29 protein-coding genes, 1 pseudogene and 1 riboswitch are annotated in these 25792 nt (G+C 56.1%); of the genes and pseudogenes, 26 read left to right on the forward strand and 4 right to left on the reverse strand.

The features are described from left to right. Positions 1 to 152: 152 nt before the first annotated feature. The 20 genes from rraA (at position 153) to cobO (ending at position 18559) form a co-directional block, all read left to right on the forward strand. Positions 153 to 638, forward strand: coding sequence for a ribonuclease E activity regulator RraA (rraA, locus tag NSS88_RS00080; RefSeq protein WP_049626337.1), 486 nt, complete (start codon positions 153 to 155; stop codon positions 636 to 638). Positions 639 to 698: 60 nt separating this feature from the next. Then, positions 699 to 892: riboswitch (cobalamin riboswitch) on the forward strand. 185 nt (positions 893 to 1077) lie between these two features. Further along, positions 1078 to 1476 (forward strand): (2Fe-2S) ferredoxin domain-containing protein, encoded by a 399-nt coding sequence (locus NSS88_RS00085; RefSeq protein WP_033016979.1) that lies wholly within the window; start codon positions 1078 to 1080, stop codon positions 1474 to 1476. Positions 1477 to 1503: 27 nt separating this feature from the next. Then, positions 1504 to 2220 (forward strand): energy-coupling factor ABC transporter permease, encoded by a 717-nt coding sequence (locus NSS88_RS00090; protein ID WP_230581405.1) that lies wholly within the window; start codon positions 1504 to 1506, stop codon positions 2218 to 2220. Positions 2221 to 2224: 4 nt separating this feature from the next. Continuing rightward, the gene (locus tag NSS88_RS00095; protein ID WP_011231298.1) at positions 2225 to 2518 is read left to right on the forward strand and encodes an energy-coupling factor ABC transporter substrate-binding protein; all 294 of its coding nucleotides are present in this window, start codon (positions 2225 to 2227) and stop codon (positions 2516 to 2518) included. Further along, entirely contained in the window at positions 2502 to 3227 is a 726-nt protein-coding gene (locus NSS88_RS00100) for an energy-coupling factor transporter transmembrane component T family protein (RefSeq protein ID WP_011231297.1), read from the forward strand. Before NSS88_RS00095 ends, NSS88_RS00100 begins: the two co-directional genes overlap by 17 nt. Continuing rightward, a complete protein-coding gene (locus tag NSS88_RS00105; RefSeq protein ID WP_033016974.1) occupies positions 3224 to 4063 on the forward strand; it encodes an energy-coupling factor ABC transporter ATP-binding protein in 840 nt (279 codons plus the stop codon). Before NSS88_RS00100 ends, NSS88_RS00105 begins: the two co-directional genes overlap by 4 nt. A gap of 21 nt (positions 4064 to 4084) precedes the next feature. Beyond that, the gene (cobJ, locus tag NSS88_RS00110; protein WP_080986164.1) at positions 4085 to 5866 is read left to right on the forward strand and encodes a precorrin-3B C(17)-methyltransferase; all 1782 of its coding nucleotides are present in this window, start codon (positions 4085 to 4087) and stop codon (positions 5864 to 5866) included. A gap of 37 nt (positions 5867 to 5903) precedes the next feature. After that, entirely contained in the window at positions 5904 to 6728 is an 825-nt protein-coding gene (locus NSS88_RS00115; protein ID WP_033016971.1) for a sirohydrochlorin chelatase, read from the forward strand. A gap of 22 nt (positions 6729 to 6750) precedes the next feature. Further along, a complete protein-coding gene (gene cobK, locus NSS88_RS00120) occupies positions 6751 to 7527 on the forward strand; it encodes a precorrin-6A reductase (protein ID WP_049624533.1) in 777 nt (258 codons plus the stop codon). 56 nt (positions 7528 to 7583) lie between these two features. Next, the gene (locus tag NSS88_RS00125) at positions 7584 to 8231 is read left to right on the forward strand and encodes a precorrin-8X methylmutase (protein ID WP_049624532.1); all 648 of its coding nucleotides are present in this window, start codon (positions 7584 to 7586) and stop codon (positions 8229 to 8231) included. A gap of 6 nt (positions 8232 to 8237) precedes the next feature. Beyond that, a complete protein-coding gene (locus NSS88_RS00130; protein ID WP_049626335.1) occupies positions 8238 to 9356 on the forward strand; it encodes a cobalt-precorrin-5B (C(1))-methyltransferase in 1119 nt (372 codons plus the stop codon). Then, positions 9322 to 10527, forward strand: coding sequence for a bifunctional cobalt-precorrin-7 (C(5))-methyltransferase/cobalt-precorrin-6B (C(15))-methyltransferase (locus tag NSS88_RS00135; protein WP_049626334.1), 1206 nt, complete (start codon positions 9322 to 9324; stop codon positions 10525 to 10527). The genes NSS88_RS00130 and NSS88_RS00135 overlap by 35 nt, the downstream gene beginning before the upstream one ends. After that, positions 10524 to 11225: a precorrin-2 C(20)-methyltransferase gene (cobI, locus tag NSS88_RS00140; protein WP_033016964.1), complete on the forward strand. Its 702-nt coding sequence runs from the start codon at positions 10524 to 10526 to the stop codon at positions 11223 to 11225. Before NSS88_RS00135 ends, cobI begins: the two co-directional genes overlap by 4 nt. Further along, a complete protein-coding gene (gene cobM / locus NSS88_RS00145) occupies positions 11222 to 11995 on the forward strand; it encodes a precorrin-4 C(11)-methyltransferase (protein ID WP_341082430.1) in 774 nt (257 codons plus the stop codon). Before cobI ends, cobM begins: the two co-directional genes overlap by 4 nt. A 1-nt stretch (position 11996) precedes the next feature. Then, positions 11997 to 13181, forward strand: coding sequence for a cobalt-precorrin 5A hydrolase (locus NSS88_RS00150; RefSeq protein ID WP_061580585.1), 1185 nt, complete (start codon positions 11997 to 11999; stop codon positions 13179 to 13181). Next, positions 13127 to 14494, forward strand: a complete 1368-nt coding sequence (locus NSS88_RS00155) for a cobyrinate a,c-diamide synthase (protein ID WP_061580584.1) — start codon at positions 13127 to 13129, stop codon at positions 14492 to 14494. The genes NSS88_RS00150 and NSS88_RS00155 overlap by 55 nt, the downstream gene beginning before the upstream one ends. Next, on the forward strand, positions 14487 to 15989 hold the full coding sequence (locus tag NSS88_RS00160; protein ID WP_061580583.1) for a cobyric acid synthase: 1503 nt from the start codon (positions 14487 to 14489) through the stop codon (positions 15987 to 15989). Before NSS88_RS00155 ends, NSS88_RS00160 begins: the two co-directional genes overlap by 8 nt. A 221-nt stretch (positions 15990 to 16210) precedes the next feature. Continuing rightward, complete coding sequence (gene cobT / locus NSS88_RS00165; RefSeq protein ID WP_055358473.1) at positions 16211 to 17266, forward strand: nicotinate-nucleotide--dimethylbenzimidazole phosphoribosyltransferase; 1056 nt, start codon at positions 16211 to 16213, stop codon at positions 17264 to 17266. Then, positions 17263 to 18033, forward strand: coding sequence for a uroporphyrinogen-III C-methyltransferase (gene cobA, locus NSS88_RS00170; RefSeq protein WP_055358472.1), 771 nt, complete (start codon positions 17263 to 17265; stop codon positions 18031 to 18033). Before cobT ends, cobA begins: the two co-directional genes overlap by 4 nt. Then, positions 18014 to 18559 (forward strand): cob(I)yrinic acid a,c-diamide adenosyltransferase, encoded by a 546-nt coding sequence (cobO, locus tag NSS88_RS00175; protein ID WP_055358471.1) that lies wholly within the window; start codon positions 18014 to 18016, stop codon positions 18557 to 18559. Before cobA ends, cobO begins: the two co-directional genes overlap by 20 nt. 118 nt (positions 18560 to 18677) lie before the next feature. Here the strand turns inward: cobO and NSS88_RS00180 are convergent, their stop codons facing one another. The 4 genes from NSS88_RS00180 to NSS88_RS00195 all read right to left on the reverse strand — a co-directional run bounded on the left by NSS88_RS00180 (position 18678) and on the right by NSS88_RS00195 (position 21487). Then, positions 18678 to 18827, reverse strand: coding sequence for a hypothetical protein (locus NSS88_RS00180; protein WP_193442140.1), 150 nt, complete (start codon positions 18825 to 18827; stop codon positions 18678 to 18680). A 168-nt stretch (positions 18828 to 18995) separates the two neighbouring features. After that, positions 18996 to 19091, reverse strand: a complete 96-nt coding sequence (locus NSS88_RS00185; protein WP_020959919.1) for a YjcZ family sporulation protein — start codon at positions 19089 to 19091, stop codon at positions 18996 to 18998. Between the two features lie 142 nt (positions 19092 to 19233). Further along, a complete protein-coding gene (metA, locus tag NSS88_RS00190; protein ID WP_055358470.1) occupies positions 19234 to 20142 on the reverse strand; it encodes a homoserine O-acetyltransferase MetA in 909 nt (302 codons plus the stop codon). A 178-nt stretch (positions 20143 to 20320) separates the two neighbouring features. Continuing rightward, positions 20321 to 21487, reverse strand: a complete 1167-nt coding sequence (locus NSS88_RS00195) for an IS256 family transposase (protein WP_055358127.1) — start codon at positions 21485 to 21487, stop codon at positions 20321 to 20323. Positions 21488 to 21700: 213 nt separating this feature from the next. On the opposite strand from NSS88_RS00195, the gene NSS88_RS00200 reads away from it, so the two are divergent. The 6 genes and pseudogenes from NSS88_RS00200 (at position 21701) to NSS88_RS00225 (ending at position 25781) form a co-directional block, all read left to right on the forward strand. After that, positions 21701 to 22216 (forward strand): hypothetical protein, encoded by a 516-nt coding sequence (locus NSS88_RS00200; RefSeq protein WP_055358469.1) that lies wholly within the window; start codon positions 21701 to 21703, stop codon positions 22214 to 22216. 59 nt (positions 22217 to 22275) lie between these two features. Beyond that, positions 22276 to 22752: a glutathione peroxidase gene (locus tag NSS88_RS00205; RefSeq protein ID WP_055358468.1), complete on the forward strand. Its 477-nt coding sequence runs from the start codon at positions 22276 to 22278 to the stop codon at positions 22750 to 22752. Positions 22753 to 22775: 23 nt separating this feature from the next. Continuing rightward, a pseudogene (locus tag NSS88_RS00210) lies at positions 22776 to 23405 on the forward strand (HEAT repeat domain-containing protein); the annotation flags it as partial. A 298-nt stretch (positions 23406 to 23703) separates the two neighbouring features. Further along, positions 23704 to 24141, forward strand: a complete 438-nt coding sequence (locus tag NSS88_RS00215; protein WP_033010047.1) for a BrxA/BrxB family bacilliredoxin — start codon at positions 23704 to 23706, stop codon at positions 24139 to 24141. A gap of 71 nt (positions 24142 to 24212) precedes the next feature. Continuing rightward, positions 24213 to 24344, forward strand: a complete 132-nt coding sequence (locus NSS88_RS00220) for a YuzL family protein (RefSeq protein WP_080706497.1) — start codon at positions 24213 to 24215, stop codon at positions 24342 to 24344. A 252-nt stretch (positions 24345 to 24596) separates the two neighbouring features. Beyond that, on the forward strand, positions 24597 to 25781 hold the full coding sequence (locus NSS88_RS00225; protein WP_055358467.1) for an LL-diaminopimelate aminotransferase: 1185 nt from the start codon (positions 24597 to 24599) through the stop codon (positions 25779 to 25781). The last annotated feature ends 11 nt before the right edge of the window (positions 25782 to 25792 follow it).

The raw sequence follows: 25792 nt of genomic DNA on the forward strand, positions 1-25792 counted from the left end.
TTCGGGGACGAGAACATCTTTTTATCGTTTTCAGCGGCCCCGCAAGGACACGCATCCGATGCCCGAGCAGAAGCAGCGCCGCAAAAAAATGTGGTGTCGGCAGGATTTTGACGAATGGTGGCGAATGAAAAAAAACGAAAGGGGAGAGGATCATGAAAACAGCTGATTTATGCGATCAATGTTTAGATGAGTTGCAAGTGTGCGAACTTTCGTTTCAATCGTACGGCGGAAAACGGATGTTTTCCGGGCCGATCGCGACGGTCGACGTGTTTGAGGACAACGTCCTTGTCCGTGAAGCGCTCGAGACGGTGCTGCCGGGGACGGTGCTCGTGGTCGATGGAAAAGGCTCGCGCCGCGTGGCGCTATTAGGCGACCGGTTGGCGCAAATCGCCTGCGACCGGGGGCTTGCCGGCGTCATCATCCACGGCTGCATTCGCGATTCGGCGGAAATCGGCCGCATGCCGCTTGGGGTCATGGCGATCGGCACGTGCCCAGTGAAAAGCAAAAAAGAAGGAAAAGGCGCCCGCGACGTTGTGCTCGAGTTCGGCGGCGTCCGCTGGGAGCCGGGCGCATACGTGTACGCCGATGCCGACGGCGTTGTCGTCGCCCGCGAAGATTGGTCGGCAAAAAACGGTTGACGGCAACGCATTGGTTGTACTACGATGAAAACGGATGCTTGTTCCATGACAGCGCATATATGGCGGTAAGACAAACAAGGTGCCTAAGCCTGCTCTAGGGTTTGGGTGAAAAGGGAAGCCCGGTGAAAATCCGGCACGGTGCCCGCCACTGTGATGGGGAGCTTTGCGGCAACAAGTCACTGAAGGATGCTTCGGGAAGACGCCGTCAAGCGATGATCCTAAGTCAGGAGACCTGCCTTGTTTGGATCGGACGGATGCCTACGGGACTATAGGCAGACGTGCGGGAGAATGATGGCTGCATTGGGCCTGTTTGGGCCGTTTACGGCTTTCGTATACATTTTTCTGCACCTCTGCTGTAGAGGTGCTTTTTCTTTTGCCGAAAACCTGCCCGTCTGTCTGCGTCTAAATTCTATCATTCTAGCCAAAAAGGGGGGATTCGGTGGCGACATGGGATTTGCGGGGAATGAAGCATCATGTGCTCATTTGCAACGGAGGGACGTGCCTCCGCCATGGCGGGGATGATGTGACAACGGCGGTGCGCGAGGAGATCGCCCGTCTCGGGCTTGACGACGCTGTCCATACAACAAGGACGCGCTGCAACGGACGATGCCAAGACGCGTGCGTGATGATCGTCTATCCGCAAGGCGTCTGGTATCGACAGATAACGCCGGAGCGGGCGAAGGAGGTTGTGCGCGCTCATTTGGGTGAGGGGGTTCCGATGCGGGAGTGGGCGACGTATGAATACGAAGGCGAATTGGTGTTGACGCCAGCCGGCGAACGGGAGGCGCCAAGCGGAAAACGGAAAACGGAACATGCTGCGAAAGGAGTGAAGGGATAAATGAAGAGAGCGGTTCGATGGAGCAAAATGGCGGCTTTGTTCGTTTCCTATTTTTTGTTGACGAATGAAAATGAAGCGTATGCCATGCACATTATGGAAGGATTTTTGCCTGTCAAATGGGCGCTGTTTTGGTGGCTGTTGTTTTTGCCGTTCTTTGTGTTCGGATTGCGGCGGCTTGTGCATACGCTGAAGCAGCACCCCGAACATAAGCTTCTGATGGCGTTAGCTGGCGCGTTTACATTTGTATTGTCGGCGTTGAAAATTCCATCCGTCACCGGCAGCAGCTCGCATCCGACCGGGATCGGCTTCGGCTCGGTTTTGTTTGGACCATGGGTGATGGTGGTGATCGGCACAGTCGTTCTTCTCTTTCAAGCGCTGCTTCTTGCCCACGGAGGAGTGACGACGCTTGGGGCCAATGCGATGTCGATGGCGATCGTCGGCCCGTTCGTCGCGTACGGAGTGTATCAACTGTGCCGAAAAGGGGCGGTATCCAATCGAGCGGCTTTGTTTCTTGCCGCTTGTTTGTCTGATTTGGCTACATATGTCATGACGTCCCTGCAGCTTGCCCTGGCGTTTCCGTCTCCTGATGGGGGAGTCACCGCCTCGTTTTTGAAATTCGCCGGCATTTTTGCCATTACTCAAGTGCCGTTGGCGGTGACGGAAGGCATCATAACGGTAATCGTCTGGAACTGGCTTTCCTCCTATCAAGCTTCTCCGCTGTTCCAAAAGGAAAAGGAGGCGTAATGCGATGAAGAAAAATGGCTTGCTCGTGTTGCTGGCTGCTTTGCTTGTCATCATTCCTCTTTGGTGGGCGCGCGGATCGGAATTCGGTGGAACGGACGATCAGGCGGAAAAAGCCATTCAAACGCTCAACCCGCATTATCGGCCGTGGTTTGAGTCGATCTTCACCCCTCCAGGCGGCGAAGTCGAAACGCTTCTGTTCTCGCTGCAAGCCGCGCTTGGCGCCGGCGTGATCGGCTACGTCGTCGGGTTGTACAAAGGGCGTTCGGAGCGGAAAAACAGCCATGATTCGCGAGTTTGACCGTTGGGCGTATGACAACCGGCTGCGGGCATGGCGGGCGGAGTGGAAGCTGATCGTGGCGTTTGTTATGCTTGCCGTTGTCATGATGGGCGGCTGGCGCGAACAATGGCTTGTGCTCATCGGAATGGCGTATTGGATTGTCGCTCGTGCACGAGTGCCGTTTTCCGTGTATGGAAAAGCGATGCTCGCCGCCTCCGTTTTTTTAGGGCTCAGCCTGCTGACGCTCGTTGTGTCCGTGTCGGTTCCTTTTCAAATAACTTTCATCGACAGCCAGCTGCAGCCGGCTGCAAAGCTCGCCGTCCGCTCCCTTGCCGCCTGGTCGTGCTTGTTTTTCCTTCTCATTACGACGCCGGCGCCGGACTTGATTGCGGTGCTGAGGCGAATGCGGCTGCCGGCGGCGCTCGTGGAACTTTGCTTTCTTATGTATCGCTTTATCTTTTTGCTCGAGCAGGCGGCCGCAGAGCTGATGCTGGCGTTGCGGGCCCGCAGCGGGGGAACGCATTGGCGGCATGGCGGGATGCTGATGTACCAACTATGGATGAAAACGTGGCAGTCGTATGAAGCGTTCAGCCGTTCGCTTGCGGCGCGTGGAGGCGTCGCGTCGGCTGGGCATACGCATCAGCGGGAAAAAGCGCATGTGCCTCTTGTCGATGTTGCGGCCGGCATCATCATGGCCTTGCTGCTTGGGTGGGCATGGCGGAAAGGGTGAAAACGTTGCTGCTGCGAATGGAACGAGTGAAATACGCTTATCAAGCAGAACGGTACGTGCTGAATGGGATTGATTGGGAAATTCCAGAGCGAAAAAAATGCGCCTTGATCGGGCCAAACGGCTGCGGCAAAACGACGTTGTTTCTTCATTTGAACGGGCTGCTGCGGGCGCAGGAAGGAGCGGTGTATTGGAAAGGGCGCAACATGTATGAACGCGGCGCTGATTGGACGCAATGGCGGCGTGAAGTCGGCATCGTCTTTCAAAACCCGGAGCATCAAATCCTCGCCCCGCTCGTGCGTGATGAATTGGCGATCAGCTTAGTCCATGCCGGAATCGATCGAGAAAAAATGAGGGAGGCGCTTGCCGCGATTACGGCGGAATACCACCTTCAATCTTGGCTGGACCGCCCGACCCATCAATTCAGTCTCGGACAGAAAAAATGGCTGACGCTCTGCTGTACGATGGCGGCCAAGCCGGACTTGCTCGTATTGGACGAACCGACCGCCTATTTGGATCAGCATCAGACAAAGCAGTTTCTCAAACAAATTGACGCCATTCACCAGGCGGGGACGACTGTGTTGATCGCCACCCATGACATGGATTTCGTCTGGCAGTGGGCGGATGTCGTCGCAGTCATGCACGAAGGACGGATCGTGATGCAAGGGGCGCCCGAAGACGTATTCGCCGACCGCCAGCGGCTGTTGGACATTCGCTTGGATGTTCCGCTGTTCGTGCGGCTTTGGCAAGCATGGCGGCCAGAGGAAAAGATCGTCCCCGATGTGTTGCGCCGTGAAAGGGACATGAGCGGCGAATGGAGTGTGAAAAATGGGTGCTAGTCGGCAAAAGGAGGGATCATGATGAGCGGCAAATTGCTCATTGTCGGCTTCGGCCCGGGAAGCGTCGACCATATGACGAAACGGGCTCGGGAAGCGATTGAAGAAAGCGACGTCATCATCGGCTACAAAACGTACATCGAACTTGTGCGCGATCTCATTGCTGGAAAAGAGATCATTAGCACGGGTATGACCGAAGAAGTGAGCCGCGCCCAAGCGGCGGTGAAGTGGGCCGAGCGCGGCAAAACGGTTGCCGTCATCTCCAGCGGCGACGCCGGGTTGTACGGCATGGCGGGGCTCGTGTATGAAGTGTTGATCGAAAAAGGGTGGACGAAAGCGCGTCCGATTGAAGTCGAAGTCATCCCCGGCATTTCCGCGATTCATTCGTGCGCGGCGCTGCTTGGCGCCCCGATTATGCACGATGCCTGTACGATCAGTTTGAGCGATCATTTGACGCCGTGGGAGCTGATTGAAAAGCGGATTGACGCCGCGGCGGCGGCCGATTTTGTCATCGCGCTGTACAACCCGAAAAGCGGGCGGCGCACTCGGCAGATTGTGGAGGCGCAGCGCATCCTGCTTCGCCACCGGTCTCCGGAGACCCCGGTCGGTCTGGTAAAAAGCGCGTATCGCGAGCGTCAGCATATCGTCCTCACCGACTTGGCGCATATGCTGGACCATGAAATCGGCATGTTGACGACGGTCATTATCGGCAACTCGACGACTTTTGTTTACGATGGGCTCATGATCACGCCGCGCGGCTACCAGCGCAAATACCAGTTGACTGCCGCCGTCCAGCCGCTCAAGCCGCATGAGCGGCTGCGCAAAGAGGCGGAGCCATGGGCGCTCGACCAGACGAAGCCGCTGAGAGAGCCGGACGAAGAAAACGGAGAAGCGTTTCGGCCGTTTGTCGCGGCTGCCTCCGCTTTCGGCGACGAGAAAGACCGCGGTTTTGCCGCCGTAGCGGTTTTGCCGCCGGCTGTGGACGCGGCCGCGAAGGAAGCTGGATTGGCGCCGGCAGCTTCCGCTTTTCCGCTGCCGGAGGAGCCATTCGTCCAAACGGAAAACCGGCCGTCATCCGCTCTGTTGCATCGGGTGAGAGAAACAGCGGAGGACGCGCTTGTAGCATTGGAAAGAAGAACGACAAAGAAGGCGTCCGCTGTGCTGTTCGAAGCGGCAGTGAGCCCAGGGGTGGCCAACAAGCAGTTTACTCCGGAGCAGCTCATCGCGCTTGCCGAAGCGGTCGGACCGGACGGGAAAATGACGTACACGCCGGATCATTATATCAAAATCGAGCGGGTGACAGAGAATCCAAAAGGGCTTGTCGATCGGCTCGCTGCTGTCGGACTGATGGTAATGCCGGTTGGTGATGTGCTGACGGTGAAGGCATGCGACTTTTGCGATGGAGAGAAAAAAGACGCCATTCCATATGCCGAGGAATTGGCGCGGCGATTTGGGGGCATGGCGCTGCCGAAAGAGTTGAAGCTTGGCATCAACGGCTGCGGCATGGCATGCTACGGCGCGGTGCACGAAGACATCGGGCTTGTGTACCGGAAAGGGAAATTTGATTTGTTTTTGGGCGGGAAAACGGTCGGCCGCAACGCCCATCCCGGCCAGCTCGTCGCGGAAGGCATCCCGCCGGAAGAGATGGTGGCCATTGTGGCGGACATCATTGAACAGTACAAAGAACATGCTTACCCGAACGAACGATTTCATAAGTTTTTTGCCCGCGTGAAACAAATCGGCCGCTTTTCGTACGAGGAGGCCAAGACGGCGGCGAATATCGAAACGCCGGCATGCAGTGAGTAACCTCGGATGGAGCGATATAAAAGAGAGGAGAGCGAATATGAGAGCCATTTTGTTTGTCGGCCATGGAAGCCGCGACCCGGAAGGAAATGAGCAAGTACAGCAGTTTGTCGACCGCCTGCGGCCGCGTCTTTCTGCTTCTTTCCATGTTGAAACGAGTTTTCTAGAGTTTGGCCGTCCGTCGATCAGCGAAGGGATCGCGCGGTGCGTTGAGGCCGGAGCGGCGGAAGTGGCGGTCATTCCGCTCATTTTATTGCCGGCTGGGCATTCGAAGCTGCACATCCCGGCGGAAATCGATGAGGCGAAAGCGCGCTATCCGCACATCATGTTTCGATATGGACGGCCGATCGGCGTCCATGAGCAGACATTTGCTATTTTGCGCGAACGATTGCAAGAAATCGGCGAGCGGCCGGAGCAGCCAGACGACGGCACAGCGGTCATTTTGCTCGGCCGCGGCGGGAGCGACCCGGACGCGAACAGCGACTTGTATAAAATCGCCCGCTTGTTTTGGGAACAAACGGGCTATGCGCTCATCGAGCCGGCGTTTATGGGGGTGACGACGCCGTCGCTTGATGACGCCGTCCGCCGCTGTCTCATGCTTGGGGCGAAGCGGATCGTCGTTTTGCCGTATTTTTTGTTCACCGGTGTGCTCATCAAGCGGCTTGAACAGCAAGTGGCGCAATACCGCCTCGATCACCCGCACGTCTCATTTGCGCTGGCCGATTATGTCGGTTTTCATCCGAAACTGATCGATATCGTGCTTGACCGCCTGCAAGAAGTGCTCGATCAAACGGTGGCGATGAATTGCGACATCTGTCAATACCGGCTGCACGTTTCTCACCATCATCATCACCATCATCACTAAAAAACAAAAAGGGGGAGCGCTGATGATTTTGATGTTGGCAGGGACGAGCGATGCCCGCGAATTGGCGGTGATGATCCAACAAGCTGGCTATTCGGTCACGGCGACGGTCGTCACCGATCACGCGGCCGAACAGCTTCGGTCATCCGGCATTCGCGCCTATGTCGGCCGCTTGGATGCGTCCCAGCTTGCCGATTTGGCCAAAGCCGAGGGAGCCAAAGCGATTGTCGATGCGAGCCATCCATTTGCGGAGGAGGCGTCGAAAAACGCCATGCAAGCGTCGGCCGCTGCCGAATTGCCGTACATCCGCTATGAGCGGCAGGCGTCTTCGCTTTCATCCGAGAAGGTGACATTTGTCGATAGCTATGAAGAAGCCGCCGAGCTGGCGGCGGAAAAAGGCGGCGTCGTGATGCTGACGACCGGCAGCAAAACGCTCGACATTTTCGCCGCCAAACTGCTCAATCGCCCAAACGTGAAGGTGATCGCCCGGATGCTCCCGAGAAAAGACAATTTGGACAAATGCGAGCGGCTCGGGTTTTCGCAAGAGCAGATCGTCATGATGCAGGGGCCGTTTACGAAAGAGCTCGATCGGGCGCTATACCGCCATTTTGGCGTCACGGTCGTCGTCACGAAAGAAAGCGGCAAAGTCGGGTTGGTCGATGAGAAAATCGCTGCCGCCGAGGAGCTCGGCATTGATGTCATCGTCATCCGCCGCCCGCGGCTGTCATACGGCATCGTGCATCACGATTTTGCCGGCGTGCTTGAGTCGTTGAAGCAGCATGCGCCGCTTCCGGCCGTGTAAAGAATGGGATTCTAGTGGCCGCTCATGCAAGCGATCATGAAGAAAGGAGAATTGTCATGGACTTCCATACAACATTTCGTCCGGCGACGGTGCAGCCGGAACAAATTGAAGCGCGCAGCTTTCAAATCATTGATGAAGAGATCGGCGAGCATTCATTTACAGAAGAACAATACCGAATCGTTCAGCGCGTCATCCATACATCGGCTGATTTTGAGCTTGGCAAAAGTCTTCTTTTCCACCCGGATGCGATTCGCTCAGGCATTGATGCCATCCGCAGCGGCAAGCTCGTCGTCGCCGATGTGCAAATGGTGCAAGCCGGCGTCAATCAAGCGCGGTTGGCGAAGTTCGGCAGCGCGGTGCGTGTCTATATTTCTGATGAAGACGTGATCGCGGAAGCGAAACGGCTGAATACGACGAGGGCGATCGTGGCGATGCGCAAAGCGGTGAAAGAAGCGGAAGGCGGCATTTTCGCCATTGGCAACGCACCGACTGCGCTGTTGGAGCTCATTCGTCTCATCAAAGAAGGAGAAGCGCGGCCGGGATTGGTGATCGGCTTGCCGGTCGGATTCGTCTCGGCGGCGGAATCGAAAGAAGAATTGGCGAAGCTCGATGTGCCGTTCATCACCAACCGCGGCCGCAAAGGAGGAAGCACCGTGACCGTCGCTGCCTTGAATGCGTTATCGCTGCTCGCCGAGCGAGCGTGACGAACGATGGAAACGAAAAAAACGCTGCGTGAAGGATATACGACCGGATCGTGCGCGGCAGCGGCAACGAAAGCCGCGCTCACAGCCCTCATCACTGGCCAAGTGCAGACAGACGCGACGATTCGCCTTCCGATCGGGCGGGTCGTCACCTTTTCACTTGCCTCTTGTTCGTTCGAAGGTGAAACGGCGACTGCAGCTGTGGTGAAAGACGGCGGCGATGATCCGGATGCGACGCACGGCGCGCTCATCGTTTCCACTGTCTCATGGGCTTCGTCGCCGGGCGTTCATATTGACGGCGGAGAAGGGGTCGGACGTGTCACCAAACCCGGCTTGCCGGTTCCGGTCGGGGAAGCCGCGATCAATCCAGTGCCGCGGCAAATGATCCGCGAAGCAGTCAACGAAGTATTGGCGCAATACGGTTTACATCGCGGGGTGAACGTTGTCATTTCTGTGCCCGGCGGCGAGGAAATCGCCAAAAAAACGTTGAATCCGAGGCTTGGCATTATGGGCGGCATTTCGATTTTAGGAACGCGGGGCATCGTCGTTCCGTTCTCGACCGCCGCCTACCGGGCGAGCATCGTACAGGCGCTTCAAGTGGCGAAAGCGAACGGCTGCCGCCATGTCGTGATCACGACCGGGGGGCGGAGCGAGAAATATGCCATGCAAGAGTATCCGCATTTGCCGGAAGAAGCATTTATTGAAATGGGTGATTTTGTCGGGTTTACGCTGAAGCAATGCAAACGGCTTGGCATCAAGATGGTGTCGATGGTCGGGATGATGGGGAAATTTTCGAAAGTCGCCCAAGGGGTGATGATGGTGCACTCGAAAAGCGCTCCGGTTGACTTCGGTTTTTTGGCGGCGCTCGCTGAGCAAGCCGGCGCCTCTTCCGCGCTGGTGGCCGCGGTGCGCGGCGCGAACACGGCGGCGCAAGTCGGCGACATGCTGCAAGAAGCCGGCTGCACGAAGTTTTTCGAACTGTTGTGTGAGGCGTGTTGCCGGGCAGCGCTCAACGAAGTCGGAGGCGGCTTGACGGTGGCGACGTCCATTTACACCTTGAACGGACAACGATTAGGAAAGGCGGTGCAAATTGATGGGGACGATGAAACTGATCGGCGTGGGAGCTGACGGGAAGGCAAGTCTTCCTGAGCTGTATCGGCGCTGGATTGATGAAAGCGAACTGCTTGTCGGCGGCGAGCGGCAGCTGGCGATGTTTCCTGAATACAAAGGAGAAACGATCGTCATCCGCCGCGGACTGGCGGAGCTGGTGGAGCGGCTTCGGCACGAGACGCGCCGTACTGTCGTGCTGGCGTCTGGCGATCCGCTCTTTTACGGCATCGGCAGCTATTTGGCCGGCAAATTGCCGATTGAGGTGTATCCGGCGGTCAGCTCGGTGCAATGGGCGTTTGCGAAAATGGGGGAGTCTTGGCAAGATGCCGCATTTGTAAGCGCCCATGGCCGCCCGCTCACCGGCCTTGTGCAACGGATCGACGGGCGGCGCAAAGTCGCCATCTTAACCGATGAGACGAACTCGCCGGCCGTCATCGCCCGCTATTTGCTCGAGTACGGCATGACGGAATATGAGGCGTTTGTCGGCGAGGAGCTCGGCGGCCCGAACGAGCGCTGCCGCTTGTTTTCGTTGGAAGAGATGGCGGAAGCCGAGTTTCTTCCATTGAATATAGTCATTTTGCGGCAGACAGCGCCAAGCCCGGTTTGGCCGTTCGGCATTGAGGATGACGAGTTTTTTCAGCGCAAGCCGGACAAAGGATTGATTACGAAAAAAGAAATCCGAGTTTTAAGTCTAAGCGCCTTGCGCTTGCGCCCGGACAGCGTCGTCTGGGATATTGGAACGTGCACCGGTTCGGTGGCGATTGAAGCGGCGAAAATCGCCCGCGACGGTGCCGTGTTTGCGATTGAAAAAAATGAACAAGATATCGAACTTTGCCGGCAAAACTTGCGCAAATTTCGCGTCGATATCACACTTGTGCACGGCAGGGCGCCCGATCGGCTCGATGAGTTTGCCGACCCGGATGCCATCTTTATCGGCGGCACGTCAGGCGCGATGTCGCCGTTGTTGGACGTCTGTGCGAAACGGCTGAAGAAAAATGGACGCATCGTGATCAACGCGGCAACGGTTGAGACGCTTGCTGAAGCGGGCCGCGAGCTACGTAGCCGTGGATTTCATGTTGACATCACGCTCGCGCAAGTGTCGCGAAGCAAGCCCATTTTAGAGTTGACGCGCTTTGAGGCGCTCAATCCAGTGTATATCATGACAGCCAAGCGGGAGGGAGACGAATGACCGGCACGTTGTACGGCATCGGTGTTGGCCCGGGCGATCCAGAGCTCATGACGGTGAAAGCATACCGCCGCCTAAAAGAAGCGGATGTCATCGCTTATCCAAAAAAAGGGCGGCAAAGCAAAAGCTATGCCGAACAAATTATCGACGCGTATTTGGCGCCGGAGGAAAAACGCCGGCTTGGGCTTCATTTTCCGATGACAAAAGACGTGGCCGTGCTTGAACCAAAATGGAACGAAGCAGCCGACGCCATTTGGGCGGAACTGTCGGCTGGGCGCGATGTGGCGTTTGTCACCGAAGGCGATCCGCTGTTGTACAGCACGTTCATCCATTTGATGCATGTGATGGAGCGACGCTATCCAGACGCGCCGATCGAAGTCGTCCCCGGCGTCAGCTCGGCGAACGCCGCCGCCGCCCGGCTTCGCCTGCCGCTTGCGGACGGCGATGAAACCGTGGCGATCGTGCCCGCCCGCGACGATGTTGAGGCGATGAAAGCAGTGCTTCTTGAGCACGATTGCGTTGTCTTTTTTAAAGTGGCGAAAGTGATCGATTTGCTGGTTCGTCTGTTGCGGGAACTCGATTTGCTTCATCGCGCCGCTGTTGTGACGAAAGTGACGTCCGGCGAGGAAGTCGTGTGGAAGGTCGAGGAGCTCGACGGAGCGGAACTCGAATATTTGACATTGATGGTGGTGAGAAAGTGAAGCTGTATATCATCGGAGCGGGGCCTGGAGCGCCGGATTTGATCACCGTTCGAGGAGCGGAGCTGTTGGCCGCGGCGGACGCCATTTTTTACACCGACTCGTTAGTGAGCGAAGAACTGATTGAGCGTTACCGGAAGCCGGAGGCAGAGGTGTTTCATACAGCCGGCATGCATTTGGAACAAATGGTGGCGATGATGGCCGACAAGGTGAGGCAAGGCCGGCTCGTCGTCCGCGTGCATACGGGTGATCCATCGATTTACGGGGCGATGCTCGAGCAAATCGCCTTATTGAAAGGAGAAGGAATTGAAGTCGAAATCGTCCCCGGTGTCAGTTCGGCGTTTGCGGCCGCGGCCTCGGTGCAGGCCGAGCTCACCGTCCCCGAATTGACGCAGACGGTCATTTTCACCCGCGCCGAGGGTCGGACGCCGGTGCCACCGCGTGAGAAATTGCAGGAGCTGGCCCAGCATCATTGCACCCTTGTCCTTTTTTTAAGCGCGACGCTTGCCAAAAAAGTAAGCGCGGCGCTCCTTGACGCGGACTGGAGCGGTGATACGCCGGTGGCGGTCGTCTATAAGGCGACATGGCCGGATGAAGTGGTGATTCGCTCCACGGTGGCGACATTGGCTGAGGATATGCGGCGCTATGGCGTGACGAAGCACGCCATCATCTTAGCCGGCTGGGCGCTCGATCCGCATATTCATGGACAAGGCTATCGGTCGAAGCTGTATGACCGGACGTTTACGCACGGATATCGAAAGAGGGAGGCGTAAGGTGGGGGCTGTTGCCATAAACAACGAAAGGAACGGCGTCTATGCGGTCGTGGCCATTACGAAACACGGGGTCGAGATCGCCCGCCGGCTCGGCGGCGCTCTAGTTGGAGCGGACGTGTATTATACGGAGAAATTCGCCCGCGGCGATGAAGCCGAGCACGGGATCCGCTTGTTTTCCGGCAACGTGAAGACGTTGCTGCCGGAGCTGTTCGCCCGCTACGACGGGCTCATTTGCATCATTTCGCTCGGCGCGGTCGTCCGGATGATCGCTCCATTGCTGAAAGATAAAAAGACCGATCCGGCGGTTGTCGTCATTGATGATAAAGGAGAACATGTCATCAGCGTATTATCCGGCCATTTAGGAGGCGCCAACGAACTGACGCGGCGTGTGGCCGCCATATTGGGCGCCCGCCCGGTCATTACGACCGCTTCCGATGTGCAGCAGACGATCGCTGTTGATCTATTCGGCCGCGAATTCGGCTGGGAATGGGAGTCGGATGACAACTTGACGCCGGTGAGCGCGGCTGTTGTCAATGAAGAACCGGTCGCCATTGTGCAAGAGTCAGGAGAACCAAATTGGTGGCCGGCGGGCCGCCCGCTGCCAAAAAACATCACCGTGTACGGCTCGATCGCGGAGGCGCTGTCCGCTCGCCCGACGGCGGCGCTTGTGGTCACTCACCGGCTGCTTGCGCCGGAAGAAGAAGCGATTTTGCAAAACGGCGTCTTGTATCGCCCGAAAGTGATCGCCCTTGGCATCGGCTGCAACCGCGGCACATCGGCTGACGAAATCGAAGCGGTCATCCGCGAGACGCTCAATGAGCTGCGTTTTTCGCTCAAAAGCGTCAAAGCGGTGTGCACCATTGACTTGAAAAAGGATGAACAAGGCCTTTTGGAGGTAGTCAACAAATATCGATGGAAATTGGTTGCATATACGCCAGAAGAGCTGAACACGGTGCCGATCGAAGCGCCGTCGGAGACCGTGTTTCGCTACACCGGCGCCCACGGGGTGAGCGAGCCGGCGGCGAAATTGTACAGCGGGGCCGATCGAATGGCGCTCGTGAAAAAGAAATCGGGCAACGTGACGATTTCGGTGGCACTGATCGATCACAGACGCAGAAAGGAGAGCGAGCCATGCGACGGCTTGTCATCGCTGCGCCAGGAAGCGGAGCCGGCAAAACGACTGTAACGCTCGGCTTGATGGCGGCCATGAGGCAGCAAGGATATACGGTGCAAGGGTTTAAATGCGGCCCGGACTACATTGATCCGACGTACCATACGGCTGTGACCGGCCGGCCGGCGCGCAACTTGGACAGTTGGATGATGGGAAGCGAAGCGGTCAAAACGGTGCTCGCCAACGGTTGTCAAGGGGCTGATATCGCCATCATCGAGGGGGTGATGGGGCTGTTTGACGGGAAACAGCCGCTTTCTGACGAGGGGGCGACGGCTGAAATCGCCGTATTGACCGAAAGCCCGGTGCTGCTTGTCGTCGATTGTTCCGGCATGGCCCGCAGCGCCGCCGCCATCGTCCATGGGTTTCAAACGTTTCGCCCCGATGTGCGCCTCGCCGGCGTATTTGCCAACCGCGTCGGCAGCGAAGGGCATTTTCGGCTCGTCAAAGCGGCCATCGAGCAAACGTGCGGGGTGCCGGTCGTCGGGTTTCTCACGCAAGACGAAGCGTTGGCGCTACCAGAGCGCCATTTAGGGCTCGTGCCGTCGGTGGAGCGCGGCGAATTGGATGCTTTTTTTGCCGCCCTTGGGGAAAAAGTAGCGGAAACAGTCGATTGGGAGGCGCTGCTTCAAATCGCCGAGTCCGCTCCGCCTCTGGAGGCGCCTGCGCCGCTTGTCCAGCCAAGCCGGACGTATCCGGTTCGCATCGCGGTGGCGAAGGATGCCGCCTTCCACTTTTACTATCCAGAAAACTTGGAGATATTGGCCGCCTATGGCGCGGAACTTGTTTATTTCTCTCCGCTCGCCGGCGAGCCGCTTCCGGAAGGCGCCGACGGGCTGTATATCGGCGGTGGCTTCCCGGAGGAATTTGCCGCTGAGCTGGCGCGGCAGACGGCGGCGAAACAGTCGATCCGGGCGGCGATTGAATCCGGTTTGCCGACGCTGGCTGAGTGCGGCGGATTTATGTTTCTCACTGAACAGCTTGTGACGACGAGCGGGGAGGCGTACGACATGGTCGGCGTCATTCCGGGGCGGGTCGTCATGCAGCGGACGCTGGCGGCGCTTGGGTATCGCGAAGTGCGCGGGCGGAAAGGGAATTTTCTATTGCCGGAAGGAGAAACAGCGCGCGGACATGAATTCCATTATTCGGTGTACGAACCGCGGAGCGAGATGCCGTTTGCTTATGACACGAGCGGCCGGAAAGGAATAAAGCCGGACGGTTGTCTAATGCACCGGCTTGTCGCCGGCTACGTCCATTTCCATTTCGCGTCCGCCCCGGCGATGGCTGAACGATGGCTCGCCGCATGCGAGCGGGTGAAACGCGATGGCTAGAGCGCTGCCAGTCATGTTTCAAGGCACCCATTCCGATGCCGGCAAAAGCGTCATCGCAACCGCCTTTTGCCGCATGTTTGCCCAAGACGGCTGGAAGACGGCGCCGTTTAAGTCGCAAAACATGTCGTTAAACTCATATGTAACGCCGGACGGGAAAGAAATCGGCCGGGCGCAAGGCATTCAGGCGGAAGCGGCCGGAGTGGCGGCGCGCGTCGAGATGAATCCGATTTTGATTAAGCCAAGCCGCGATCACGAGTCGCAAATCGTCGTGCTTGGCAAACCGTATGCCAATATGCAGGCGTTCGCCTACCGAAACGAGTTTTTCGACCAAGGACTGGCCGTCATTCGCCAGTCGCTTGAAACGCTGATGAACGAATACGACCGGCTTGTCATCGAAGGAGCGGGAAGCCCGGCCGAAGTGAATTTAAACGACCGTGAGCTCGTCAACATGCGCATCGCCCGCCTCGCCAATGCTCCGGTCGTGTTGATCGGCGATATTGAGCGGGGCGGGGTGTTCGCGAGCCTCGTCGGAACGCTGTCGCTGCTTGAGCCTGAGGACCGAAAGCGGGTCATCGGCGTCATCATTAACAAGTTTCGCGGCGATGTGTCACTGCTTAAACCGGGGCTTGATTGGTTTGAGCAGCACACCGGCGTGCCGGTGCTCGGCGTTGTCCCCTATTTGCCGGATTTGACGATCGATGCGGAAGATTCGCTGTCGCTTGAGCGGTTTGCTTCATCTGTCGGGGGAGAGGAAGCGATTGACATCGCCGTCATCCGCTGTCCGAAAATCGCCAATTTCACCGATATCGACCCGCTTTTGGCCGAACCGGACTGCCGCGTCCGGTTGGTGACGCACGTGGGTGAACTCGGCGAGCCGGATGTGATCGTGCTGCCGGGAAGCAAAAACACGATCGAAGACTTGATTTATATGAAGAAAAGAGGACTCGCTTCCCGCATTGTGTCGCTTGTCAATGAAGGAAAAGCGAGGGTCGTCGGCTTATGCGGCGGCTACCAAATGCTTGGCGCCGTCATCCGCGATCCGTATGGAGTCGAGACGCCGCTTTTGGAAGTCAAAGGGCTTGGGTTGCTGCCGATGGAAACAACGCTTGAGCGGACGAAAATCACGATCCGTTCCGAAGGAGTGCTTACATGGGGCGGAGAGCGATTTGCCGTGCAAGGATACGAAATTCATATGGGCCGCTCGGCGCCGCTTTCTGGCTATGCGCCGCTTATTGAGGCGGACGGCCGTCATGAAGGGGCGAAGCACAGTGATGAGCGGGTGCTGGGCACGTACATGCACGATTTGTTTCATAACGATGCGTTCCGCACCGCTTTTTTGAATGCTATTCGCCGCGAAAAGGGAGCTCCGTTGCACGGCGCTGTATCGTTTCACACCCGTAAGGAAGCGATGTTTGACCGGCTTGCCGCCCATGTCCGCGAGCATGTCGACGTCGGACGGATCGAACAGATGATGCGTCAATTTCAGCGGCTGTGATCGATATGGAAAATGGTGGTGCGGAGGAACGGCCGATATGGCCCGCTTTTGCCGAGCGATTGGCTCGGTTTGGGGGTGCGAATTCCTCTGTAAAGCGGGGGGTGGCCGGCCTTCCACTGCGCTAAAGCGTGACGGGGGAAAGCTGCTTTTTCGCCCCTCAATCATAGACGAGAAAGGAGGAAGCGCCTATTCCCGCTTGATGGGGATATGGTGCGACCGTGATGAATGCTTCCATCCCACCGATCCGCCGTGAAATGGTGGAACAAGCACGTGATTACATCAATCAGCTGACGAAACCGCCCGGCAGCCTCGGCCGTCTGGAAGAAGTGGCGGCCGCGCTTGCCGGTATGACTGGAGAGCTGCTCCCACGCGTCACTCCGCCCGGAGTGCTCGTGTTTGCGGCCGACCATGGCGTCGCGGAAGAAGGGGTGTCCGCCTATCCAGCCGAAGTGACGGCGCAAATGGTGTACAACTTTGCCAACGGCGGAGCGGCAATCAACGCCTTCAGCCGGCAAATCGGCGCGTTGCTTCAAGTCATTGATGTCGGTGTCGCCGTGCCAATTGCTGATGAGCGTGTCATTCAGAAGAAGGTGCGCCCGGGAACGAACAATTTCGCCAAAACGGAAGCGATGACGCCGTCCGAGGCCGAACAGGCGCTTCATGTCGGTTACGAACAGGCGGCGTCCATCATTGAACAAGGCGCCCGCACGCTTATTGTCGGCGAAATGGGCATCGGCAATACAACCGCTGCGAGCGCTTTATTGGCCACGCTCTCCGAGGAGCCGCTTGAGCGCATCGTTGGCAAAGGAAGCGGCATTCAAGAGGAGATGCTTGCCCATAAACGGGACGTCATCCGCCGGGCGCTCTTGCTTCATCGCCCCAATCCGGCGAAGCCAGTTGAATGGCTTTCGAAAATCGGCGGGTTGGAGATTGCGGCTATGGCCGGGGCGATGTTGGCAGCCGCTGAACGGCGCATTCCGATTTTGCTTGACGGCTTTATTTGCACGGTGGCTGCCCTTGTGGCCCGCCAGTTTGCCGGGAACGTCGCCGACTATATGATTGCCGGCCATCGTTCCGAAGAGCCGGGGCACAGCATAGCCCTTCGTTTGCTTGGGAAAGAGCCGCTTTTGGATCTTGGCCTGCGCCTTGGCGAAGGAAGCGGAGCTGCTGTGGCGTTTCCGCTCTTGGTGTCCGCGACGGCGATGGTGAACGAAATGGCGACATTCGCTTCGGCGGGCGTTTCCACCGCTGATGCGAAAGGAGAGAACGGGAAATGACCATCGGCAAAGTGTATTTAGTCGGCGCCGGGCCGGGCGATGAAAAGCTCATCACGGTTTACGGCCGCGAATGCCTAGAGCGGGCGGATGTCATTATTTACGACCGGCTCATCAACCGGAAGCTGCTGCGCTACGCAAAGCCGGGCGCTGAGGTTCTTTACTGCGGCAAAGAGCCGGGAAAACATGACACCGTTCAAGAACAAATTCACGAGCTGCTCGTTTGGCATGCGCAACAAGGCAAAACGGTCGTCCGCTTAAAAGGCGGCGATCCGTGTGTGTTTGGCCGCGTTGGCGAAGAAGCGGAAGTGTTGGCGAAAGCCGGCATTCCGTTTGAAATCGTTCCCGGGGTGACATCCGGCATCGCTGTTCCGGCGTATGCCGGCATTCCGGTCACCCACCGGGATTACGCTGACTCGGTGGCGATCGTCAGCGGGCATCGGAGCGAGCAAGTCGATTGGGAGGCGATCGCCCGCGGATGCGATACGATCCTTGTCTACATGGGAGCGGCCAATTTACCGGATATTTGCGGCCGGCTGATGGCGGCGGGCAAGCCGTCGGATGCACCGGCGGCCGTCATTGAATGGGGGACGACTGAGCGGCAGCGCACCGTGGCGGCGCCGCTGGCGACGTTGCCGGACGAGGCGGAACAGGCGGGCATTTCCCATCCGGCCATCATCATCATCGGCGATGTCGTTCGCCTGCGTGAGACGATTCGATGGTTTCCAGAGGGGCAAGGAGGCGTGGGCAATGCCGACGCCTCGTCGTAGAGGGCGTGTCATCGTGTATACGGGCGATGGGAAAGGAAAAACGACGGCCGCATTGGGGCTTGCCCTGCGCGCGGTTGGGCGGGGAATGAACGTCGCCATTTTGCAATTTGTCAAGTCTCCAGAGCGCACGTACGGCGAGCAGCTCGCCCTTCGCCGCCTCGGCGTCGAGGTGCGCCAACTCGGCGCTGGCTTCACTTGGACGAAAACGCCGGACATCCACCGTGAAGCGCTGAGACACGCATGGGCGCTGGCGAAACAGTATATTCATTCCGGCCGGTATGACCTTATTGTGCTGGACGAATTGAACAATGCTCTCGCTATCGATCGGTTTCCGGTTCACGACATTGTATCGGTCGAGGAGGTGCTCGAGGCAATCCGGACGCGTCCGCCGGCGCTTCATCTTGTCATCACCGGGCGCAGCGCTGATTCGAAGTTGATTGCCGCCGCCGATATCGCGACCGAGATGGCGCTCATCAAGCATGATTATGAACAAGGGACGAAAGCCATGAAAGGAATCGAATTTTAGCGACTAACAGGGGCCGGCTTAAAAGGCTGTCTGTCCTTCGGGGAAAGGCACAATATGAACGACGAACCGGTTCGATACGAAAAAGGTGTCTCGCTACTTTTGAGACACCTTTTTCCATTTATCGGTCCGTATCCGTTTTATCGCTTTGCTCTTTATGCTGCCGCCGTCCTTTGCTGTTGTCGCCGGTTATCGGGCCGTGAAGCAATGCCATCGGGTCTTGCGTCGGCGCGTTTTGATTCCGGCTTCCGTTGTTCGGTCGTTTCGTCATACGTCACACCTCCTTTAGGCACGCTGACCATACCATTAGCATAGACCGACGAACCCTTTTTATTCCGCCGCAACATGAAAAAACGCGGGGAACGCCGTTCTGGCGCTCGCCCGCGGTGATGACGGCCGGGTGCTGGCAAACACGGCGGCCGGAGAAAGGGATTACGGTTTAGTAAACGTAGCCGCCGAACGCAGCCCCGACAATAATGAGCAAAATAAACAAGACAACGATCAGCGCAAAGCCATTGCCATGCCAAGCGCCCATCCCGTTCACCTCCCTGCAAAATCTACTATATGGTATGCCATTCATTGCACGAAGGAACGGGGCAATTGTCGGAAAATGACAAAATAAGAAAAACGCCTTGCTAGGAAAAGCAAAGGCGTTATTGTCGAATGATATTTTCCTTTCATTCCCAAACGTAGGGCGTTTCCTGATACACGTAATAGTTCAGCCAGTTGACAAACAACAAGTTCGCATGCGAGCGCCATGTATTGAGCGGCGGCTGGCTTGGGTCGTCGTTCGGAAAGTATGATTCCGGAATGTGAATCGGCAGCCCTTTCGCCAAATCGCGTTCATACTCGTCCTTTAACGTCGTCGCGTCATATTCCGGATGGCCGGTCAAGAAAATTTGCCGCCCGTCGTTCGAAGCGACGAGAGAAACACCGGCTTTGTCGGCGGTCGACAAAATCGTCAGCTCCGGCACTTTTTCAATGTCCTCGCGTTTGACATCCGTATGGCGGGAGTGCGGCATGCGGAACACATCGTCAAAACCACGCAATAGTTTTACGTTTTTCACTTCCACCGTATGGTTGAACACACCGAAGCATTTTTCCGGCAATGGGTATTTCGGAATGCCGTAGTGATAATATAAGCCAGCTTGTGCCCCCCAACAAATGTGCAACGTTGACGTGACGTTCGTTTTCGTCCATTCCATAATTTCCGTCAATTCTCCCCAATAGTTGACCTCTTCAAACGGCATTTGCTCGACCGGCGCTCCGGTGATGATCATCCCGTCGAACTTGCGATGGCGAATGTGCGGGAAAATCGTGTAAAATTGTTCTAAATGATGTTTGCTTGTCGTTTTCGGCTCATGGGTCGCCGGGCGCAAAAAGGTGATGTTCACTTGCAGCGGCGAGTTGCCGAGCAGGCGCAATAGCTGCGTTTCCGCTTTTTCTTTTTCCGGCATTAAGTTTAAAATAACGATATTGAGCGGGCGGATATCTTGCGAATACGCCCGTTCTTCGTCCATCACGAAAATGTTTTCTTGTTCGAGTATTTCTTTCGCCGGCAAGTCTTTTGGAATGTTGATTGGCAATGGTGTCCCCTCCGTTTCCGGTACCGTCAAGAATTTTGTGTAATGTAATGGGGTAGGGTTTCTCTGAAATGGATTTGGAATGAATAGGGAACTAGTTTCCTCCACACAGGAGACTGAATATTCAGTCTCTTGTGTGGAAAGGGAGAATCCCCCTATTTTGTTTATTTACAGTATTTGGTTAATGATAACGTTCTTCAAACATTCGCTCGAGGGCTTCCTGCGCTTCGGCAAATCCTCTTAACTTTCGCCCTGCCCATTTCTCATTAAAATCTTGAATGGTTAAATACACGACTTTTTCCGCGGCTTCTAAACTGCTCAAACTGTTCATCGGCTTTAGACGTTTCCGAATCTCTTTGATCGTTCGTTCGATGACATTCGTCGTGTAAATCACACTTCGAATACTGCTTGGATAATCCATAAATGTAAGGAGGACATCCAACTCATTGGCCCAAGATTGAACTTCTCTTGGATATTTGCTGGACCATTTCGACTCAAACTGTTGAAACATTTGTAACGCCATCTCCTTATTCGGCGCGCGATAAATCAGCTTGAGATCCTCGGCCACTTCGAATTGGTCTTTTTTCCGAACACGGCTGAGGGTGTTGCGGACTTTGTGCACGACACAGCGCTGCACATCGGCTTTCGGATACACCGACTTAAAGGCTTCCTCCAGCCCCGGAAGGCCATCGAAGACGCCAAGAAGCACTTCCTTGACGCCTCTTTGGTAGAGGTGTTGAAGAATTTCCTGCCATACATAGGCGCTTTCTTGTCCTCCCACAAAGAAATCAAGAATTTCGCGATATCCTTCTTCGTTCACCCCTAACACCACATAAATGACTTCTTTCTCCACGGTTTTGCGACGAAGTTTTACGTATAAACCATCCAAATATAAGACGGAATAACGCTTGTGCAGTGGACGAGTGTGCCATTTCTCGATGTCTTCCTTCACTACATCGGTAATACGGCTGATCGTTGCAGGAGAATAGGCATTGCCTAAAATTCGTTCAATAAACTTGCCAATTTCACGCGTACTCATGCCACTTTGATACATCCTGATGATGGCTTCCTCAAGCCAGCCGGTGTGCCGTTGGTAAGGGGCAAACAACTGCGTTTGAAATTCCCCGTTTCGGTCTCTTGGAACCAAAAGACCCTCAATCCGGCCATATTGCGTATCTAGATTTCGCTGATAGTAGCCGTTTCTCATATTCGGCGTTCCAGCCTGTTCGATTTCAAGGAAATGTTTGATTTCTTCCCGCATAATCAGTTCTAATTTTTCTTTTACAAACTGACGAATGGCATTTTCCAGTTGATTTGCCCAGTCTACATTCGGTATACTTTTAGACATAGGTAGGGTTCTCCTTTCTCTAAGATTTTTGGTCCAATCAGAGAATACCCTACCTTTTTTCTTTTGTTCTAGCAAAATGCTTTACACAAAATTTTATACATCATCCCGTTTCCGTCTCGTTACTAAATACCTTAATTATAAAAACTTTGTCAACATTCTTCAATTGATTTTTTGACCTTAAAACAGCTTGTGAACAAAAAGGGGGAATCCCGATTGGATCCGACCGCCTTTGACAATTTAAAAACGGTGTTGGAAGGAGCCGTCTATGATGCCGACTTGCAAGGGCGCATTGCCGTCACCGACCGCCGCGATCTCGCCGATTTGGCCCGCCTGTCGCGCGAGTACGCCATTTCCTTTCAACAGGCCGGTGCGCCTGAACCGCCGGTCGTCTGCACGGTGCGGCTTACGATCGATTTTGCCGAACTGGTGAATGAACGGCTCCATCACGGCCAGGCCGGCTGCCGGCTTGCGGTCTCGTTCGCCTTGCCGGTGCGCCGCCTGTCCGTTTGTGCGCTTATCGAAGGAACGCTGCGGACGATTTGGGGCAAGGAGCGAATCATTCGGCAAACGCTCCGCTTTCCGTTTCCGCATGAACGCGGCTCGTATGAAAATGAAGCCGTGGTCGAATTTGCCCGCCTCATTTACGAAAAAAACGCGGCCGATTTACCGGAAATGGTGCCGTATATGATTTCCTCGCTCGAACAGCTGCAGCCATTTGCCGGCCAGTAACGGTGCAAAAAGTGGAAACAAACGGAGAAATCGGCTATGATGGGGGTGAGGTGAGAACGATGAGTGTGTATGAATTCAGCGTCAAAACGATTCGCGGAGAGGAACAACCGCTTTCCGTCTATCGAGGCAACGTGCTGTTGATTGTCAACACGGCGAGCCGTTGCGGCTTCACCCCGCAGTATAAAGAACTGCAGGAGCTGTATGACGAATATCGCGATCGCGGGTTTGTTGTGCTCGGCTTTCCGTGCAACCAGTTCGGCGGCCAAGAGCCGGGGACGGAAGAGGAAATTGAACAATTTTGCCAGTTGAATTACGGTGTGACGTTCCCGCTGTTTGCGAAAGTGGATGTGAATGGCGATCACGCCCATCCGCTGTTTCAATATTTGAAAGAAGAGGCGCCGGGGGCATTGGGAACAAAGGCGATCAAATGGAATTTCACGAAGTTTTTGGTCGACCGCAACGGCAAGGTTGTAGCTCGTTTCGCACCGCAAACAAAGCCAAGCGAGCTGAGAAAGGAAATTGAAAAGCTGCTGTAAGGCAAGGAGGGGTAACGCTTGCCGTCGATGAGCTGTCGGCAGCCTATCCGCCCGAGCGGCTGGAGCGGATCGTCAACATGTTCCGCCGCGGCGAGCAGGAAAAAACGGTGCAAAAGCGTCCAAGCCTCAAAGTGACGAGCGAGATGCTCGATGACCCGGATTGGCGCAAACGGTATGCCGCGCTCGAACAGATGGCCGAGCCGACCGAGGACGATATCCCGGTGTTGGCCAAGGCGCTCAAGGATGAAAAAATGGCGATTCGCCGCCTGGCGACGGCATACCTTGGCATGATCGGCGGGAAAAAGGTGCTTCCGTATTTGTACAAAGCGCTAAAAGATCCGGCTGTCGCTGTCCGCCGCACTGCCGGCGACTGTTTGTCCGACATCGGCGACCCGGACGCCATTCCGGCCATGATCGAGGCGCTCAAGGACGAAAGCAAGCTCGTTCGTTGGCGCGCGGCTATGTTTTTGTACGAAGTCGGCGATGAATCGGCCTTGCCGGCGTTAAAAGCGGCGGAAAACGATCCGGAATTTGAGGTCAGTTTGCAAGTGAAAATGGCGATCGAACGGATTGAAGGCGGCGAAGAGGCGAAAGGCTCCGTCTGGAAGCAAATGACGGAAAGTCGAAAAAAAGAGAACAAGACGGAGAAATAAAAAAAGGCGCGCCGGCCGGCGCGTCTCTTTCTTTGGCCAAAAAAGCGATTCTTGTTAAGTCGTCACGGTTGTGCTCAAGATACGTTCATTCTATTTGAATGTTCCACGCTGCAGTCACTGACGGCAGCCACTTCATTTTCGGGTTTGCGGCTGTTTCCCAGCCGGCGCTGATTTGGAGGGGCGTCTTCCCCCGGCCATCGGCTTTTCACTTGCCGCTGGCAGCCGTCTTCATTGATTTTTTCGTGCGAAGTATAGTATGCTGATAGCACAACGATGATCATATGGAGGGATGATGGCCATGTCGATGGCATATGAAGAATATATGCGTCAGCTCGTGCAGCCGATGCGCGATGAGCTCGTCCGCGCCGGTTTCCGCGAATTGCGCACGAGTGAGGAAGTCGAGCAGTTTATGGAACAAGTGGAAGGAACGACGTTTGTCTTTGTCAACTCAGTGTGCGGCTGCGCCGCCGGACTGGCGCGCCCGGCCGCGACGCAGGCGGTGCTTAGGAGCGAGAAAAAGCCGGATCATCTTGTGACGGTATTCGCCGGCCAAGACAAAGAGGCGACGGCGAAAATGCGCGAGTACTTTGTCGGCTATGCGCCGTCCTCGCCGTCGATGGCGCTCTTAAAAGGAAAGGAAGTTGTTCATTTTATCCCGCGCGAAGACATCGAGTTTCACTCGATGGAGGACGTGATGGAAAACATTTTGGCTGCGTTTGACAAATATTGTAACTGATGCCTTATGCCTTCCCAGGCCTTGCATACCACTGCCGGCGCCGGGGAACGATAAGGGCGGAGGTGATCGGCATGCCGAAGCGGAAAAAAGACCGTTCGAAAACGGGCGTCAGCGCCCCGGAGGTGAGGGGACAAGGCACGACGCAAACGGAAACATGCGCCTACGAGCTTGATTCTGCGCGCAAAAAAACGAAAATCGACTGAAAGAAAACGGAGCTCCTGTGCGGAGCTCCGTTTTCGCTGCCGCCGTCAGGCATTGGCGATGCAGCTGTAAATGAAATACAACAACGTAATGAGGCTGGCCGCAAAAAAGATGGTTGTCATCGCTGTTTTCCCGCCTTTCTGTCTATGTTTTCCCCTTGAACATATGATACACTATTCATGTAATCATAGTATATACCAACCAAAAGTGAAAAGGAAAAGCGGTTTTTGTTTTGGCAAGGGAGAGGAAAGACGATGAAAAGGGCGAAACGAATGAACGCATTTTCTGCATCGATTTTTGCCGAATTGGCGGCGTATCGCCAACAGCGGTGCCATCTTCATGACGAGTGGATCGATTTAAGCGTCGGCAGCCCGGATTTGCCCCCGGCGCCGTTTGTGCGTGAGGCGATCGCCCGCTACGCCAACGAGCCGAATGCGTACGGCTACACATTAAGGGGCATTCGCGAGTTTCGTGAAGCGGTCGCCGACTATTATCGCACGGCGCATGGCGTCGTGCTCGATCCGGAGACGGAAGTAACGTACGTCATCGGATCACAGGACGGGCTCGTGCATTTGCCGATGGTGTTCGCCGACCCGGGGGATGTCATTTTATTGCCGGATCCCGGGTATCCGGCGTATGCGGCGGGGGTGGCAATGGCGGAAGCGGAGCCGTATTTTCTGCCGCTGAGGGAGGAAAACCGCTTTTTGCCGGATTTGCGTGCGATCCCGGAGGACATTGCCAAACGGGCGACAATCATGTTTATCAACTTCCCTGGAAATCCAGTTCCAGCTATAGCGACAGAATCGTTTTATCGCGAAGTGGTCGAGTTTGCGAAGCGGTACGATATTCTCGTTGTGTCCGATTTTGCTTACGGCGAGCTGTATTATGACGGAAACAAACCGGTGAGTTTTCTTTCTGTTCCAGGCGCAAAGGACGTTGGCGTGGAGATCAATTCGTTGTCCAAAAGCTACAACATGGCCGGCTGCCGGGTCGGCTATTTGTGCGGAAATGCCGAGGTGATTCGCACGTTCGCCGAGTTTAAGTCGAATTTGGATTATGGCGTCTTTTGGCCGATTCAAAAAGCGGCGGCCGAAGTGCTGCGTCATGGGGCCGACTTTTGCGCCGAAAGCCGCGCGATCTATCAATCGCGCCGCGATGCGCTCGTTGACGGGTTGGCCGACATCGGCTGGGCGGTTGACCGTCCGCAAGCCGGTATGTTCGTGTGGGCGAAAATTCCGGACGGCTTTACATCGCTTTCGTTTGCGAAGGCGCTCATCGACCAAGCGGGCGTCGTCGTCACGCCCGGGCACGCGTTTGGGCCAAGCGGCGAGGGCTATGTGCGCATCGCCCTCGTCCAGCCGGAGGCGGTGTTGCGCCGGGCGGTCGCCAAATTAAAAGCGACCGGTTTGTTTGCGTCTTTAGCCGCTGATCGGCGGTAGTGGGAGGTGAA

Origin of the sequence: Geobacillus sp. FSL W8-1251 (assembly GCF_038005945.1) — a bacterium.
Lineage (GTDB): Bacteria > Bacillota > Bacilli > Bacillales > Anoxybacillaceae > Geobacillus > Geobacillus stearothermophilus.

Bases quoted from the DNA above. Each gene is read 5' to 3' on its own strand.
- rraA (WP_049626337.1), top strand. From the start codon at position 153: ATGAAAACAGCTGATTTATGCGATCAATGTTTAGATGAGTTGCAAGTG.
- NSS88_RS00090 (WP_230581405.1), top strand. From the start codon at position 1,504: ATGGCGGCTTTGTTCGTTTCCTATTTTTTGTTGACGAATGAAAATGAA.
- NSS88_RS00095 (WP_011231298.1), top strand. From the start codon at position 2,225: ATGAAGAAAAATGGCTTGCTCGTGTTGCTGGCTGCTTTGCTTGTCATC.
- NSS88_RS00100 (WP_011231297.1), top strand. From the start codon at position 2,502: ATGATTCGCGAGTTTGACCGTTGGGCGTATGACAACCGGCTGCGGGCA.
- cobJ (WP_080986164.1), top strand. From the start codon at position 4,085: ATGAGCGGCAAATTGCTCATTGTCGGCTTCGGCCCGGGAAGCGTCGAC.
- NSS88_RS00115 (WP_033016971.1), top strand. From the start codon at position 5,904: ATGAGAGCCATTTTGTTTGTCGGCCATGGAAGCCGCGACCCGGAAGGA.
- cobK (WP_049624533.1), top strand. From the start codon at position 6,751: ATGATTTTGATGTTGGCAGGGACGAGCGATGCCCGCGAATTGGCGGTG.
- NSS88_RS00125 (WP_049624532.1), top strand. From the start codon at position 7,584: ATGGACTTCCATACAACATTTCGTCCGGCGACGGTGCAGCCGGAACAA.
- NSS88_RS00130 (WP_049626335.1), top strand. From the start codon at position 8,238: ATGGAAACGAAAAAAACGCTGCGTGAAGGATATACGACCGGATCGTGC.
- NSS88_RS00135 (WP_049626334.1), top strand. From the start codon at position 9,322: ATGGGGACGATGAAACTGATCGGCGTGGGAGCTGACGGGAAGGCAAGT.
- cobI (WP_033016964.1), top strand. From the start codon at position 10,524: ATGACCGGCACGTTGTACGGCATCGGTGTTGGCCCGGGCGATCCAGAG.
- NSS88_RS00155 (WP_061580584.1), top strand. From the start codon at position 13,127: ATGCGACGGCTTGTCATCGCTGCGCCAGGAAGCGGAGCCGGCAAAACG.
- NSS88_RS00160 (WP_061580583.1), top strand. From the start codon at position 14,487: ATGGCTAGAGCGCTGCCAGTCATGTTTCAAGGCACCCATTCCGATGCC.
- cobT (WP_055358473.1), top strand. From the start codon at position 16,211: ATGAATGCTTCCATCCCACCGATCCGCCGTGAAATGGTGGAACAAGCA.
- cobA (WP_055358472.1), top strand. From the start codon at position 17,263: ATGACCATCGGCAAAGTGTATTTAGTCGGCGCCGGGCCGGGCGATGAA.
- cobO (WP_055358471.1), top strand. From the start codon at position 18,014: ATGCCGACGCCTCGTCGTAGAGGGCGTGTCATCGTGTATACGGGCGAT.
- NSS88_RS00180 (WP_193442140.1), bottom strand. From the start codon at position 18,827: ATGACGAAACGACCGAACAACGGAAGCCGGAATCAAAACGCGCCGACG.
- NSS88_RS00185 (WP_020959919.1), bottom strand. From the start codon at position 19,091: ATGGGCGCTTGGCATGGCAATGGCTTTGCGCTGATCGTTGTCTTGTTT.
- NSS88_RS00195 (WP_055358127.1), bottom strand. From the start codon at position 21,487: ATGTCTAAAAGTATACCGAATGTAGACTGGGCAAATCAACTGGAAAAT.
- NSS88_RS00205 (WP_055358468.1), top strand. From the start codon at position 22,276: ATGAGTGTGTATGAATTCAGCGTCAAAACGATTCGCGGAGAGGAACAA.
- NSS88_RS00215 (WP_033010047.1), top strand. From the start codon at position 23,704: ATGTCGATGGCATATGAAGAATATATGCGTCAGCTCGTGCAGCCGATG.
- NSS88_RS00220 (WP_080706497.1), top strand. From the start codon at position 24,213: ATGCCGAAGCGGAAAAAAGACCGTTCGAAAACGGGCGTCAGCGCCCCG.
- NSS88_RS00225 (WP_055358467.1), top strand. From the start codon at position 24,597: ATGAAAAGGGCGAAACGAATGAACGCATTTTCTGCATCGATTTTTGCC.